Here is a 13,732-nt window from a genome sequence, read left to right on the forward strand (position 1 = left end):
ACACCGACAACGGCGCGGGATTCCGGTCGTTCGGTGTGGTCCGGTCGGGTCAGCAGTCCGGGTCGGCCAGGCGCAGCGGGTTCTCCAGCATGGCCCCGATGTCCGCGAGGAACCGCGACCCCTGCTCGCCGTCGACCAACCGGTGGTCGAAGGACAACCCGAGCGTGGTGACCGACCGCACCGCCAGCTCGCCTCGGTGCACCCACGGCCGTTGCCGGATCGCGCCGAGGCACAGGATCGCTGCCTCACCCGGTGTCAGGATCGGGGTGCCGGCGTCGACACCGAACACCCCGACATTGGTGATGGTGACGGTGCCGCCGGAAAGCGCTGCGGGCGTGGTCTTTCCCGACCGCGCGGTCTCGGCCAGGTCGTCGAGCTCGCGGCACAGCTCGCGCAGTCCCAGCAGGTGCGCGTCCTTGATGTTGGGCACCGTCAGCCCACGTGGGCCCGCGACCGCGATGCCGAGGTTCACGTAGTGCTTGGTGACGATCTCGCAGCGCTCGCCGTCCCAGGTGGCGTTCAGTTCCGGATGAGCGCGCAGGGCCAGCAGCAGCACCCGGGCGACCAGCGCGAGCGGTGTGGCGTGCAGCCCCGCGTACGACGGGGTGTCCCGCAGGTCCCGCAGCAGCTCGACGGCGGCGGTCACGTCGACGGTGAGGAACTCGGTGACGTGCGGTGCGGTGAACGCGCTGCGGGTCACCGCGTCCGCGGTGTGTTTGCGGACCCCGCGGATCGGCGTGCGGGTCTCGCGTTCCGGGGTGACGCGGTCCGGTACGACCGCGTCCGGCACCGCCCCGGCAGTCTTCGCGACTGCCCGCACGTCGTCGTCGGTGACCAGCCCGTCCGGCCCGGTGCCATCGACGACGGTCAGGTCGACGCCCAGGTCGCGCGCGAGCTTGCGTGTCGACGGCTTGGCGGCCGGGTGCAGTTGCGCCGCAGGGGTCGTCGTCGCCGAACCGGGGTCGCCGTTGCGGGGTACGGTGGCCGACTGCAGGTGACGTCGCCGGCTGGGGCGCGGCGACAGTGGTCCGGACCCCACGAGCACCGGTGCGCCGCCGGATGCGTCGTCGTTCTGCCCCGGAGAATCGGCGTCTGTGCCGGTGCCGGTGCCGGTTGGAGTGTCGATGGCGATGACCGGAGTGCCGACGGCGACGGTGGATCCCGGCTCGGCCAGCAGCTGCGTGACGGTCCCCGCGAACGGGGAGGGGAGCTCCACCAATGCCTTCGCGGTCTCGACCTCGGCAATGGTCTGGTTCAGCTCGACGCGGTCGCCGACCGCGACCGACCACGACACCAGGTCGGCCTCGGTCAGGCCCTCGCCGAGATCGGGGAGGAAGAACACCTGGTTGCCCACGAGGGACCACCCTTCTGCTGGGGACGGTTCGGATCAGGCGGACGGTTCGGCTCAGGCCGACAGCGTGCGGTCGACCGCGTCGAGGATCCGGTCGGCGTCGGGCAGGTGGTGTTCCTCGAGCCGCGCCGCCGGATACGGAACGTCGAATCCGCCGACCCGCAGCACCGGGGCCTCGAGGTGATAGAAGCAGCGTTCACTGATCCGTGCGGCGATCTCCGCGCCCAGGCCCAGGAACACCGGCGCCTCGTGCGCGACCACCAGCCTGCCGGTGCGCCGGACCGAGGCCTCGACGGTGTCGAAGTCGATGGGGGACAGCGACCTCAGGTCGATGATCTCCAACGAGGTGCCCTCCTCGGCGGCGACGTCCGCCGCGGACAGTGCGGTGGCGACCAGCGCGCCGTAGGTGACGACGGTGGCGTCGTGACCGGACCGCACCACCCGGGCGCGGTGCAGCGGTTCAGGGTCGAGGCCAGTGCCGAGGTCCACGGTCGTGTCGACCGGGCCGCGTTCCCAGTACCGCCGCTTGGGTTCGAAGAAGATGACCGGGTCGGGGCTCGCGATCGCCTGCTGGATCATCACGAACGCATCCGCCGGCGTGCTCGGGCTGACCACGCGCAGTCCCGCGGTGTGCGCGAAGTAGGCCTCGGGGGACTCCGAATGGTGCTCGACCGCACCGATGCCGCCGCCGAACGGGACCCGGATGGTCAGCGGCATGCTCACCAGGCCGTCTGTGCGGTGCCGGATCTTCGCGACCTGCGACACGATCTGGTCGAAGGCCGGGTAGATGAAGCCGTCGAACTGGATCTCGCAGACCGGACGGTAGCCGCGCAGCGCCAGGCCGAATGCCGTTCCCACGATGCCGGATTCGGCGAGTGGGGTGTCGATGACGCGGCGGTCGCCGAAGTCCTTCTGCAGTCCGTCGGTGACGCGGAAGACCCCGCCGAGGGTGCCGATGTCCTCGCCGAGCAGGACGACCTTGTCGTCGCGTTCCATGGCGCGGCGCAGGCCGGCGTTCAACGACTGGCAGAGCGTCATCCGGGTGGGTCCGGCGGAACCCGAACCGGTGTCGGCGACGTCGATCGTGGCGGTGCTCATGATCCGACCTCCTCCCAGCGCGCCAGATAGCGGCGGTACTGCTCTCGTTCGTCGTCGACCAGCGGGTGCGGATCGACGTAGACGTTGTCGAACAGGCTCAGCGGCTCCGGGACCGGCAGTGACCGGGCCGCGTCACGCAACCGGGCGGCCGTGTGGTCGGCGCTGGCCTGGACCCGCCGGACGGCCGCATCGTCGAGGCGGCCCTCGCGTTCGAGCAGCCGGCGCACCCGGTCGATGGGGTCGCGCGCCTTCCACAGCTCCGTCTCGGCGGCGACGCGGTACCGGGTGGGATCGTCGGAGGTGGTGTGTGGGCCCATCCGGTAGGTGACCGCCTCGATGAACGTCGGCCCGCTGCCCTCGTAGGCGCGCGCCGCGGCCCAGCGGGTCACCGCCAGGACCGCGAGCGCGTCGTTGCCGTCGACGCGCACACTCGGGATGCCGAAACCCAACGCGCGCTGGGCGATCGGTGTCGGCGTCTGCAGTCGCACCGGCTCGCTGATCGCGAACTGGTTGTTCTGGCAGAAGAAGATGACCGGCGCGTCCCACGACGCCGCGAACACCAGTGCCTCGCTGACGTCGCCCTCGCTGGTGGCGCCGTCGCCGAAGTAGGCCACGGTGGCGGTCGTGGCGCCGTCGAGCTGGGTACCCAGGGCATATCCGGTGGCGTGCAGGGTCTGCGCGCCGATGATGATGGCGGGGTTGGTCATGTGCAGCTCGTCGGGATCCCAGCCGGCCTTGCCGACGCCGCGCCACAGTCGCATCATCCGGGCCGGGTCGACGCCGCGGCAGTGCGCGACCGCGGACTCCCGATAGGTGATGAACAGGTAGTCGTCCGGATGCAGGGCCCGGACCGAGCCGACCTGCGCAGCCTCCTGCCCCTCGTAGGACGCCCACAGCACCAGTTCGCCCTGGCGTTGCAGCGCGGTGGCCTCGTGGTCGATGCGCCGGGTGACGACGAGGTCCTCGTACAGGTCGAGCAGTTGCTCGGGCCCGACGTCGGCGACCAGCGAGGAGAAGTCGGGGTGGTGGACCCGTTGCCCGTCGGGCTGGATCAGCTGCACGGCGAGATTGAATCTGTCGGGTGCTCCGGCGTGTACCGGGCGACCGGTGTCGATGGTCACCGTGGCCTCCCTCTCGGCGGCCCCGCACGGCGCTCGTGGCGCCGATCGAGGCGATGACGTGTCCTACCTCACAGCATCCACGGTTACGTCAGCTGCGCAAGTGATCACGTTCCGGTTGGTCAAAGTGCACAGAATCAGGGGGTCAGACCGTGTCATACTGCGTCACATGACCAAGTTCGATGCCACCGATGCGCGACTGTTGCTCGAACTGTCGCGGCGCCCCAGGGCCAGCGGGGTCGAACTCGCCGAACGGGTGGGCGTCTCACGCAACACCGTGCAGGCGCGGCTCGCGCGCTGGGAGGCCGAGGGGGCGCTGGCCGGCTTCGAGCGTCGGGTCGATCCCCGTTCTCTCGGGTATCCGCTGTCGGCGTTCATCGCCACCCGGGTCGACCAGCACCAGCTCGATCGGGTGGTCGATGCGCTGGCGGCCATCCCCGAGGTCGTCGAGGTCAACGGGATGACCGGGCTGACCGATCTGTCCGTGCGGGTGGTGGCACGCGACACCGACGACCTCTACCGGGTGACCGGTGCGGTGCTGAAGATCCCGGGTGTGGAGCGGACCAACATGGCGCTGGTGATGCAGGAGCTGGTGCCGCCCCGGATGGTCCCGCTGCTCGAGGCGCTCGCGGGCGACTGAACGCAGCCCGGCACAACCGATCTGTCAGTCGTCCGGCGGGTCCGGTGGTCGGGCGCGGTCGCGTCGGCGCGCTCGCACCCACAGGGCGACGAGGCCGACGACGACCACCGCGGCGACCACGTCCGAGACCCAGCCGATGCGGTGCTCGACGGCGCGGTACGACCGGCCCGCCAGGAATCCGACACAGCCCGCGGTCAGCGCGAACAGCAGCGCGCCAACGGCATTGGCCGTCAGGAATCGGCGCGGCGAAACCCCGGACGCCCCGGCGAGACCGGGGACGAGCGAGCGGACGGTGCCCACCTGCCGGCCCAGGATCACCGTCACGGTGCCGCGGCGACGCAGCAGGGACTCCGCCCGTTCGATCTGGGCGGCGGACACCAGCCGGGTGGGGATGCGTCCGAGTGCCCGCTCGCCCCAGCGGTTCCCGACGGCGTAGCCCGCCGCGTCGCCGACGATCGCGCCGGCCGTCGCGACGGCGACGACCGCCCACAGCGGGACGATCCCGTCCGACGCCGCGACCCCCGCCACGAAGACCGCGGTCTCGCCGGGGACCACCAGGCCCAGGAAGGTCGAGGCCTCGAGGGCGGGCAGCAGGAACGTCACGAGCAGCACGAGCCAGGCAGGAAGCGCCAGTAGCCAGTCCGCGGCCCGCTCGAGCATGCGCTGAACGCTACCGGTCGGTGACCGGCGTCACCGTGCGGACCCCGGAACCGTCGCCGGTGGCGCGAATCGGGCGGAACTCGCGACTTGTTCCCCGAGTCATCGACGGTTCGTCACCGAAGTGCACCCGATTGTTCACTTTTCCCGAGCACCGTACTCCTCGGCTCGATCAGGACGAGACAGATTGCGCCGCGGTGGGTTTCGCCCTCCCGATCCCGTCGCAGACTCCCTCGGGCCGACCCGAGACCTACGTACCCGCTCGCAGAAACGGAAAAGGACACGATGAAGATCCGCAAGTTCGCCGTGACGTCGGCGCTGGTGATCGCCGCGACGGGCATCGCCGCCGGAACAGCCAACGCCGTGCCGGTCCAGGCGCCGCAGCCCGGGCAGAGTGCGGTGCAGGCCGATGCTCACGCGCTGAACTGGAAGCTCACCCGCGACGGCGACCACGTCATCGTCAACACCGACTCCGGAAAGCTCAGCACCGAGAACGGACAGTTCGTCGTCCGCAACGCCGCCGGTGCGGTCGTCGCCTCGGTTCCGTTGTCGTACATCAACGACGGCAAGCAGTTCCCGGTCTCCGCCGAGATCGACGGCAACGCCGCGACCCTGACTCCCAGCAAGGACGCCTCGAAGGCCAAGCCGGCGTCGAAGTACTCCAACCTGCACCAGGTGGACCTCAACTCCGCCGTGTCGGCCATCAAGGACCCGATCGGCCTCACCGCACAGATCGGTGGCTTCGTCGGTGCCGCGGCCGGCATCGTCGGCGGTTGCCTGCTCGGTGCGGCCGTCGGCGCCACCGTGTCCGCGCCGGCCGCGCTGCTGTTCGGTGCGGGCCCGATCGCCGGCTGCGTCGGCGGTGCGCTGCTGCTCGGCTCGGGTGCCTCGCTGGCCGGCACCGTGATCGGCGGCCTGGGCTCCGGCCTCGCCAACCTCCCCACCTTCCAGCAGAAGCTCAACGACCCGGCCAAGAAGTAACGACAGCCGGTCACCCCGCGGCCCATCCGAGTCGACCGACTCGGGTGGGCCGCTCGCGTGTGTCCGCCGGGTGCGGGAAGTGTCCGATTCGGTCAACAGCCGGACATTCCGGTGCATGCGGGCGTAGAACACTTACCAGGGAACAACAAACGACGAGTTCAGTTCGCGATCAGGTGGGCGTGCTCGGGACCGGCCGCCTTCCGGAAGGGCGTGCCATGACCGTTTCGTCATCTCCCCACACCACGACACCCCGCATGTCCGGCAGGCGGGCCGCCGCGATGGTCGGGATCGCCGCTGCGGTGGTCGTTTTGGGCGCCGGATGCGGCAGTTCGAACAATTCTTCGAGCCCGACCACGACGGCTGCTGCGACCACGACCGTGCCGGCCGGGGCGCCCGCCGCCGGCGCCGACGCCGCGACGACCAAGGCCGTCACCGACGCGTATGTGGCCTTCTTCGACGGCACCACCGATGCGCAGAAGAAGATGTCGCTGCTCGAGAACGGACAGGCCTTCGCAGACACCATCAACGCGCAGGCCGATTCGGCGATGGCCAAGGGCACCACCGCGGCGGTGTCCTCGGTCGACGTGGTCGCCCCCGGCCGGGCGACCGTCGTGTACACGGTGTCGATCAACGGGCAGCCCGCGCTCAAGGACCAGACCGGCTGGGCCACCGAGGTCGACGGGCAGTGGAAGGTCTCCCAGGTCACGTTCTGCAACCTGCTGACACTCGAGGGCAACCCGCCCGCCGTCTGCCAGGGGGCGTCCGCGCCGGCACCGGCGCCGGCACCGCGCTGACCCTCGCAGCCGTACCGGGAGGGGCACCATGGGCGACACTGCAGCGCCGAGGGCGACGGCGGCCGACCGGGCTGCCCTCGGAACGGTGTGCGCGGTCCTGTTCCTGACCTTCCTCGACACCACCGTCGTCAGCGTCACCCTCGGCAACGTGCAGTCGGACCTGCACGCCGGGGTCATCGCGCTGCAGTGGGTCGTGAACGCCTACACGCTGGTGTTCGCCAGCCTGATGCTCACCGCCGGATCGCTCGGTGACCGGTGGGGCCGCAAGAAGGTCATGGTCGGCGGGATGGTGATCTTCTGTGCCGGCTCGGTGGTCGCCGCGGTCGCCCCTGGGGTCGGCATGCTGATCGCCGGCCGCGCGATCATGGGTATCGGCGCGGCCGCGTCCGAGCCGGGCACGCTGTCGGTGATCCGGCACATCTACCCGGACCGGCGACTGCGGGCGCGCGCGCTCGGCGCGTGGGCCGCGGTGTCCGGGCTGTCACTGGCGCTGGGCCCGGTCATCGGCGGTCTGCTGGTCGGCGCGTTCGACTGGCGTGCGGTGTTCTGGTTCAACGTCGCTCTCGGCGCCGCACTGGTGCTCGCCGCGCTCAAGTTCGTGCCGGACAGCGCCGATCCGCAGCCCGGCCCGGTGGACCTGTTCGGGTTCGTCTTCGGTTCGCTGTTCCTGGGCTGCGTGATCTTCGCGGGGATCTTCGGCGAGAACGCCGGCTACAGCGCGCCCTGGGTGATCGCGCTGTTCGTGATCGGCGGGGCCGGACTGTTGGTGTTCATCCTGGTCGAGCGCCGGGTGCCGAACCCCATGGTCGACTTCCGGTATCTCAAACGGCCCATCGTCAGCAGCGCGCTGGTGGTCGCGTTCGCCGTGTACTTCGGCATCTTCTCGATCTTCTTCTTCACCGCGCTGTACCTGCAGGAGGTGGTCGGGTATTCGGGGTGGCGCACGGCCGCGGTGTTCTCGCCGATGGCCGCGGCAATCGTCATCGGCGCGCTGCTGACCGGCCGCTGGGTGGCGCGCAGCCACGCGGCCACGCCGATGATGACCGGGTGCGTGATCGGCGCCGTCGGGATCCTGCTGACCCGCGCGAACCTGAGCATGAATCCGTCGTTCGGCCCGCTGGCGATCACGCTGGCGATCGCCGGGCTGGGGTTCGGGACCGCGGTGGTCCCGTTGACGTCGGCGGTGCTCGGCGGTGTGCCGGCCGCGCACTCGGGCATGGCCGCGGCCGCGACGAACACGATGCGGCAGGTCGGCGCGGTGATCGGGGTGGCGGCGCTGGGCAGCCTCGTCAACTCGCACCTGACCGCCGGGCTGACCGGACGGCTCGACCAACTGGGCATCCCGGGGAACTTCCAGTCGATCATCATCGACGCGATCGAGAAGGGCACGGTCCCTGCCGGCGGCGACCAGGCGGCCTCGGCGGCCTACGGGCCCATCGTGAACAAGGTCATCCACGCGACATACTCGGCGTTCCACGACGGCCTGGACACCGCGTTGCTGGTGTCGGCGGTGCTGATATTCCTGGCGGCCGGGGTGACCGCCGTCGCCGCCTGGCAGGAGAGCCGGATCGCGGCTCGGGCACGAGCCGCCTGAGCGGTGTCGCGCGAGTTCGGTGAGCGGCACCTGTCGGCCGACGTCGGTACGGTGGTCCGGTGACCGACCTCGACACCCGGCTGCACGGCCTGTGGACACCCGGCAGGGGCCTGCAGTTGTGGGGTCACGATGAGGAGGCCTTCGCGGCCGCGGTGGGCGCCCGGCTGGGAGTTCCGCGTGGGGATCGGCGGTTGCGCCGGCGCGCGGAGGTCGGCGTGCTCGGCGACGCGGCGGCGGACGGCGGGGCGTCGGACGGGCACGCTGTGCGGCGGGTCTCGGTCCCCGCGATCGCGTGCGCGCCGCTTACTGCGGCCGGCGTCCTCGGCGAGCTCGACCCACGGGATCCGTCGCTGGGCCCCGACCTGCGCTACCTCGTGCATGTGCTGCGCGGCCTCGACCGCTGGGTACAGGCCGGCCGGGTGGTGCCGGAACTGTACCGGGCCGACGACGAGTGGTACGCCCGGTGGCGGCTGGTCGGCGGTGAGCCGCAACGTGCCTGGCTCGCGGAGTTGGCCGCGGTCATGCCGCCGGTGCTGCGCGGTCCGCAGTTGACGCAGCCGATGGTGGTGCTCGAGGACTTCGTCGCCGAGTTGACCGATCCGCTCGCGCGGCTCCGGATCTGGGCGGATCCAGGGCCGGAGGAGCCGTCACCGGACGACGCGCTGCTGCGCGCGCTGGTGACCGAGGAGGAATTCGCCGGGGTGGGCGGACCGGTCGCGTCGGCGCTGGAGAAGTGGCGGGAATCGTTGCGCGCGGGCGAGCCCGAACTCGTGCTGCGGCTGGTCGAGCCCGACGATGCGGACGAGCTGGTGCTGGTCGACGACTCCCCGTGGCGGCTCGAGGTGTGCCTGTGTGCGGAAGGCCAAGCGCCGGTATCGGTTTCACTCCGCGTGCCGGACCCACACGCCATCAGGATCGCGGTGCGGCAACTGAGCAAGGCGCTGACCGCCTATCCGCGGCTGCAGGAGGTGCCGCGAGACCCTGATTCGATGGACCTGCTGCTGCCGGTCGCTGTGGTCACCGATCTGATGACCTATGGCGCGGAAGCGCTGCAGGCGGCGGGCGTGCGGGTATTGCTGCCGCGGTCCTGGAGCGCGTCGGCGACGCTGCGCCTGCGAGCGGACACCCCGGAGTCACCGGCTTCCAGTGCCATCTCGGCGGTCGGCATGGATCAGATCGTCGACTACAACTGGGAACTCGCGCTCGGCGATGTCGTGCTGACCGCGACGGAGATGGCGCAGCTGGTGCGGGCCAACGCCGACCTCGTCCGGTTGCGCGGCGAATGGGTGCAGGCGGATGCGGCCACGCTCGCGGCGGCGGCTCGCTATGTCGCAGGACAGCCGACCGGTCCGCGCAATCTCGGGGCGCTGTTCGGCGAGTTGACCTCGGCGGCGGCGCCGCCCGTGCCGGTCGAGGAGGTCACCGCGACGGGTTGGCTCGGTGCACTGCTCGACGGCGCGCACGCGCCCGAGCCGGTGCCGGTGCCGGTGGGGCTGCGCGCGGATCTGCGCCCGTACCAGCAACGCGGGCTCGAGTGGCTCGCCTACATGAGCGGCCTCGGGCTGGGTGCCGTGCTGGCCGACGACATGGGGCTCGGCAAGACCGTGCAGCTGCTGGCGTTGCTGGCGCACGAGCGCGAGCTGCCGGCCGGCGTCCGGGAGACCAGGCCGACGTTGCTGGTGTGCCCCATGTCGGTCGTCGGCAACTGGCAGCGCGAGGCGGCCCGGTTCGTGCCCGGCCTGCGGGTACTCGTGCACCATGGGACCGGAAGGCTGTCGGGCGACGAGTTCGTCGCGCAGGTCGCCGAGAGCGACTTGGTGATCACCACCTACGCGCTGCTCGCCAAGGACCGCGCGCACCTGTGCGAGGCCGGATTCGACCGGGTGGTGCTGGACGAGGCGCAGCACATCAAGAACCATGGCACCGCGCAGGCACGGGCCGCTCGGGCCGTCCCTGCGCGGCACCGGATCGCGCTGACCGGCACCCCGGTCGAGAACCGGCTCGACGAGCTGCGCTCGATCTTGGACTTCTGCAATCCGGGGATGCTCGGCAGCGCGCAGGCGTTCCGCGCCCGGTTCGTCAACCCGATCGAACGCGAGCACGACGCGGTCGCGGTGTCGCGGTTGCGCGCGATCACCGCGCCGTTCGTGCTGCGTCGCGTCAAGACCGACCCGACGGTGATCTCCGACCTACCCGACAAGCTGGAGATGACCGTGCGCGCCAACCTCACCGCGGAGCAGGCCGCGCTGTACCGGGCGGTCGTCGACGCGATGCTCGAACAGATCAAGGACGCCAAGGGGATGAAGCGCAAGGGGGCGGTGCTCGCCGCGCTCACCCGCCTCAAACAGGTGTGCAACCATCCGGCGCACTTCCACGGCGACGGCTCGTCGGTGATGCGCCGCGGCCGGCATCGGTCCGGCAAGCTGGCGCTGGTCGAGGACATTCTGGACGGTGTGCTGGGCGACGGGGAACGGGTGTTGTTGTTCACGCAGTTCCGCGAGTTCGGCGACCTGATCGTTCCGTGGATCCGGGAACGGTTCGACCTCGCCGAGGTGCCGTTCCTGCACGGCGGAGTGAGCAAGTCGCGGCGCGACGGCATGGTCGAGGAGTTCCAGTCCGAGGACGGTCCACCGGTGATGGTGCTCTCACTCAAGGCCGGCGGCACCGGGCTGAACCTCACCGCGGCGAACCACGTGGTGCACCTGGACCGCTGGTGGAACCCCGCCGTGGAGAACCAGGCCACCGACCGCGCGTATCGGATCGGGCAGCGCAGGGATGTGCAGGTGCGCAAGCTGCTGTGCGTGGGCACCTTGGAGGAGCGGGTCGACGAGATGCTCACCGGCAAGCAGGAACTGGCCGATCTTGCGGTCGGGGTGGGGGAGAGCTGGATGACCGAGCTGAGCACCGACGCGCTGCGAGACCTGCTGATGCTCACCGAGGATGCGGTCGCCGAATGAGCGAGCATGCGGGCGGGTTCCCGGGGGTGCGGGCGAGGTCGCGGCGCGGCCAGTTCGGGTCGACCTGGTGGAGCCGGCAACTCGTCGAGGTGATGGAGCGGCTCGTCGACGGCGGGAGGCTCGCGCGCGGGCGCAGCTATGCGCGCGGCGGGCGCGTGCTCTCGCTCGAGGTGGTCCCCGGGATGGTGCGCGGCGAGGTGCAGGGCAGCCAGCTCGAACCGTTCCGGGCGATGTTCACGATGCGCAAGTTCGATGCGTACGAACTCGCGGAGCTCCGCGACGAGGTGACCCGAACGCCGGGCATGCTGGCAGCCCTGGCCTCCGGCACCGTTCCGAACGAACTGGGCGGGTTGCTGCTGCCCACCGACGCGCAGGACCTCGACTTCGACTGCAGCTGCCCGGATTTCGGCTGGCCCTGCAAGCACGCCGCGGCATTGACCTACCTGACCGCGGAGCGGCTGGACGTCTCGCCCGCGGACATCCTCACGCTGCGCGGGGTCGACCTGGAGAGTCTGATCTCCGAGGTCGGCGATCGCGGCGACGACCTGACGGACTTCTACGGCGACGAGCTGACGCTGCCCACCCTGCCGCGCGTCGCACCGCGGGCGGCGACCGAAGACCTCGATCCGATGCTGCTGCGGTCCGTGCTGCGCGCGGCCGGCGGTGGCGTGCGCGAGGGGGAACAGGAGTTGGCGGGGCTGTATCGGCGGTTGATGGGGGACTGAGATGGTGGTCAGTCGAGTTCGGTACTGACCATGTGACGGATGAGCGTGCGCGAGTCGAAATCGGGCACGGTCAGTCCCAGAGCGCCGGTGGGCGCGAGCACGGCGATGCCGTGCAGACCCGACCACAGCGCCGCGGCGGACAGGGTGGCGTCGTGGTCCGATTCGAGGCGCTCGATCAGGGTGACGAGCCGGATGAACAGTGGTCGCGATACCTCGCGGAGGTCCGCGCCGGAACCTTCGAGCAGGTCGTGGCGAAACATCAGCGTGAACATCGCGGGTCGGCGCACGGCGAAGTCGATGTACGCGTCCGCGAAAGCGAGGATCTGCTCGACCGGATCAGTCCGGTCGCTGTGGAGTTCTGCCTCCAGGTCTCGTAATCCAGCAGCGGCGATTGCCGCGAGGAGCGCCTTGTGCGTAGGGAACCACCGTCGGGGTGCGCCGTGCGACACACCCGCCCGCCGTGCTATCTCGCGCAGGCCGAGGTCAGGCGATCCGGTTTCCTCGAGCAGCGTTATGCCGGCTTCTACCAGCGCGTCCTTGATGTTGGAAGGGGTCACGTAGACATTGTCTTCCATGATGTGTAGACAGTGTCTATGTCATGGAGGGCAGCGGTCGCATATGGCGTGTGCAGGTTCGTGTTCATCGGTCCTGCGCTCCACCTCCTGGGCAGGCCCATTGTGACTGGGCGCCGCCATATCCCGAGAAATGGCGCCGTGGTACTTGCGGCCAATCATCTGGCGGCGGTGGACTCGTTCCACCTGGCACTGGTTGCGGGTCGTCCGGTGAGCTTCCTGGCCAAGGCGGAGTACTTCGACGGCGTTGGATTGCGGGCGTCGCTGCGGCGTTGGTTCTTTCGTGCGGTCGGCCAGATTCCGGTGGAGCGCGCGGGCGGTGACGCCGCCGCGCCCGCGCTGGACGCGGCGAAGCGGATCGTGGCGGGTGGAGGCGCGTGGGGTATTCACCCCGAGGGGACTCGCTCGCCGGACGGTCGCCTGTATCGGGGGCGCACCGGCGCGGTTCGTGTCGCAATGGCAGCGGGGGTTCCGATCGTTCCGGTGGCGATCACCGGTACGGGAGGCCGGCCGCAGGACCGGCGCGGGCCGAGGGTGCGGGTCGAGATCCTGCCGCCGTTCGACCTGGGGCCGTATCGGAGCGCAGGGGCCGGCGGAGTGCGGTCCGCCACCGATGAATTGATGCGGGCTATCGGCCGCGCGTCTGGCCAGGAGTATGTCGACGCGTACGCACGGTCCTGGGGTCGCTCAGCCGACGGGGGCGTATGCGCCGAATCCGCGGCAGACCAGGCCGTTTCGGAACGTGAGCACCTCGGCGACGCCGTGTCCGCGCTCGTTGCGGTAGTTGATGACGATCGTATCCAGAGAGGTGCGAACGTCTTCGACTGTGAAGTGCAGGTCGGGCAGGAGTGCGAGGCCTGTGGTCCAGTAGTCGCGCAGGGCCGGCTTGCCGCGGACGACGCCCGACGGGTCGCCGAGGAACTCGACGATCTTCGGTGACGTGAACTCGACGTCTTCGGTGTAGTGGCTCAGGATCCGGTCGAGGTCGTGGGTGTTCCAGTCCGCCGCCCACTCGGCCGCAAAGCGTTGCGCGAATTCATGATTCATGACGTGGACCGTACCCGTCGCGCGGCCGACAATCCATCACCAGATTCGATGACATCGAACATGTGTTCGCGTATGGTGTGGTCATGGGGATCGGGGAGATCAGGGGTGACGAGCAGACCGCCGCGCTGCTCGATACCGAGCTGTGGCAGCTCAGTGACGCTCAGCTGATCGAAGCCATCCCCGCCGTCACCGAACAGA

General features: G+C 70.2%; 12 protein-coding genes and 1 pseudogene. 7 read left to right on the forward strand and 6 right to left on the reverse strand.

All coding sequences use genetic code 11. From position 1 onward, the window contains the following. Positions 1-49: 49 nt before the first annotated feature. Genes G4X40_RS21565 through pdhA form a run of 3 tightly spaced genes read right to left on the reverse strand, consistent with a single transcriptional unit; the run spans position 50 to position 3,570 of the window. Positions 50-1,354, reverse strand: coding sequence for a dihydrolipoamide acetyltransferase family protein (locus G4X40_RS21565; protein ID WP_277835684.1), 1,305 nt, complete (start codon positions 1,352-1,354; stop codon positions 50-52). 51 nt (positions 1,355-1,405) lie between these two features. Continuing rightward, entirely contained in the window at positions 1,406-2,389 is a 984-nt protein-coding gene (locus G4X40_RS21570) for an alpha-ketoacid dehydrogenase subunit beta (protein ID WP_277835704.1), read from the reverse strand. 56 nt (positions 2,390-2,445) lie between these two features. Beyond that, positions 2,446-3,570, reverse strand: a complete 1,125-nt coding sequence (pdhA, locus tag G4X40_RS21575) for a pyruvate dehydrogenase (acetyl-transferring) E1 component subunit alpha (protein ID WP_277835685.1) — start codon at positions 3,568-3,570, stop codon at positions 2,446-2,448. 166 nt (positions 3,571-3,736) lie between these two features. Here pdhA and G4X40_RS21580 point away from each other — a divergent pair, with 166 nt between their 5' ends. Next, positions 3,737-4,207, forward strand: coding sequence for an Lrp/AsnC family transcriptional regulator (locus tag G4X40_RS21580; RefSeq protein ID WP_277835686.1), 471 nt, complete (start codon positions 3,737-3,739; stop codon positions 4,205-4,207). A 24-nt stretch (positions 4,208-4,231) separates the two neighbouring features. Here the strand turns inward: G4X40_RS21580 and G4X40_RS21585 are convergent, their stop codons facing one another. Further along, positions 4,232-4,867 carry a DedA family protein gene (locus G4X40_RS21585; RefSeq protein ID WP_277835687.1) on the reverse strand — a complete coding sequence of 212 codons (636 nt, stop codon included), beginning with the start codon at positions 4,865-4,867 and terminating at the stop codon, positions 4,232-4,234. Between the two features lie 282 nt (positions 4,868-5,149). Here G4X40_RS21585 and G4X40_RS21590 point away from each other — a divergent pair, with 282 nt between their 5' ends. From G4X40_RS21590 to G4X40_RS21610, 5 genes are all read left to right on the forward strand, one after another. Further along, positions 5,150-5,845 (forward strand): hypothetical protein, encoded by a 696-nt coding sequence (locus G4X40_RS21590; RefSeq protein WP_277835688.1) that lies wholly within the window; start codon positions 5,150-5,152, stop codon positions 5,843-5,845. Positions 5,846-6,099: 254 nt separating this feature from the next. Beyond that, positions 6,100-6,639 carry a hypothetical protein gene (locus G4X40_RS21595; RefSeq protein ID WP_277835689.1) on the forward strand — a complete coding sequence of 180 codons (540 nt, stop codon included), beginning with the start codon at positions 6,100-6,102 and terminating at the stop codon, positions 6,637-6,639. A 28-nt stretch (positions 6,640-6,667) separates the two neighbouring features. Further along, entirely contained in the window at positions 6,668-8,233 is a 1,566-nt protein-coding gene (locus G4X40_RS21600) for an MFS transporter (protein ID WP_277835690.1), read from the forward strand. A 59-nt stretch (positions 8,234-8,292) separates the two neighbouring features. Beyond that, positions 8,293-11,190: a DEAD/DEAH box helicase gene (locus G4X40_RS21605; RefSeq protein WP_277835691.1), complete on the forward strand. Its 2,898-nt coding sequence runs from the start codon at positions 8,293-8,295 to the stop codon at positions 11,188-11,190. Next, on the forward strand, positions 11,187-11,915 hold the full coding sequence (locus G4X40_RS21610) for an SWIM zinc finger family protein (RefSeq protein WP_277835692.1): 729 nt from the start codon (positions 11,187-11,189) through the stop codon (positions 11,913-11,915). Before G4X40_RS21605 ends, G4X40_RS21610 begins: the two co-directional genes overlap by 4 nt. A gap of 8 nt (positions 11,916-11,923) precedes the next feature. Here the strand turns inward: G4X40_RS21610 and G4X40_RS21615 are convergent, their stop codons facing one another. Next, positions 11,924-12,490 carry a TetR/AcrR family transcriptional regulator gene (locus G4X40_RS21615; RefSeq protein WP_277835693.1) on the reverse strand — a complete coding sequence of 189 codons (567 nt, stop codon included), beginning with the start codon at positions 12,488-12,490 and terminating at the stop codon, positions 11,924-11,926. 18 nt (positions 12,491-12,508) lie between these two features. On the opposite strand from G4X40_RS21615, the pseudogene G4X40_RS21620 reads away from it, so the two are divergent. Then, a pseudogene (locus G4X40_RS21620) lies at positions 12,509-12,967 on the forward strand (lysophospholipid acyltransferase family protein); the annotation flags it as partial. 207 nt (positions 12,968-13,174) lie between these two features. Here G4X40_RS21620 and G4X40_RS21625 read toward each other — a convergent pair. Then, positions 13,175-13,534, reverse strand: a complete 360-nt coding sequence (locus tag G4X40_RS21625; protein WP_277835694.1) for a nuclear transport factor 2 family protein — start codon at positions 13,532-13,534, stop codon at positions 13,175-13,177. Positions 13,535-13,732 lie beyond the last annotated feature (198 nt).

It is taken from the genome of Speluncibacter jeojiensis (assembly GCF_029589495.1).
Lineage (GTDB): Bacteria > Actinomycetota > Actinomycetes > Mycobacteriales > Mycobacteriaceae > Speluncibacter > Speluncibacter jeojiensis.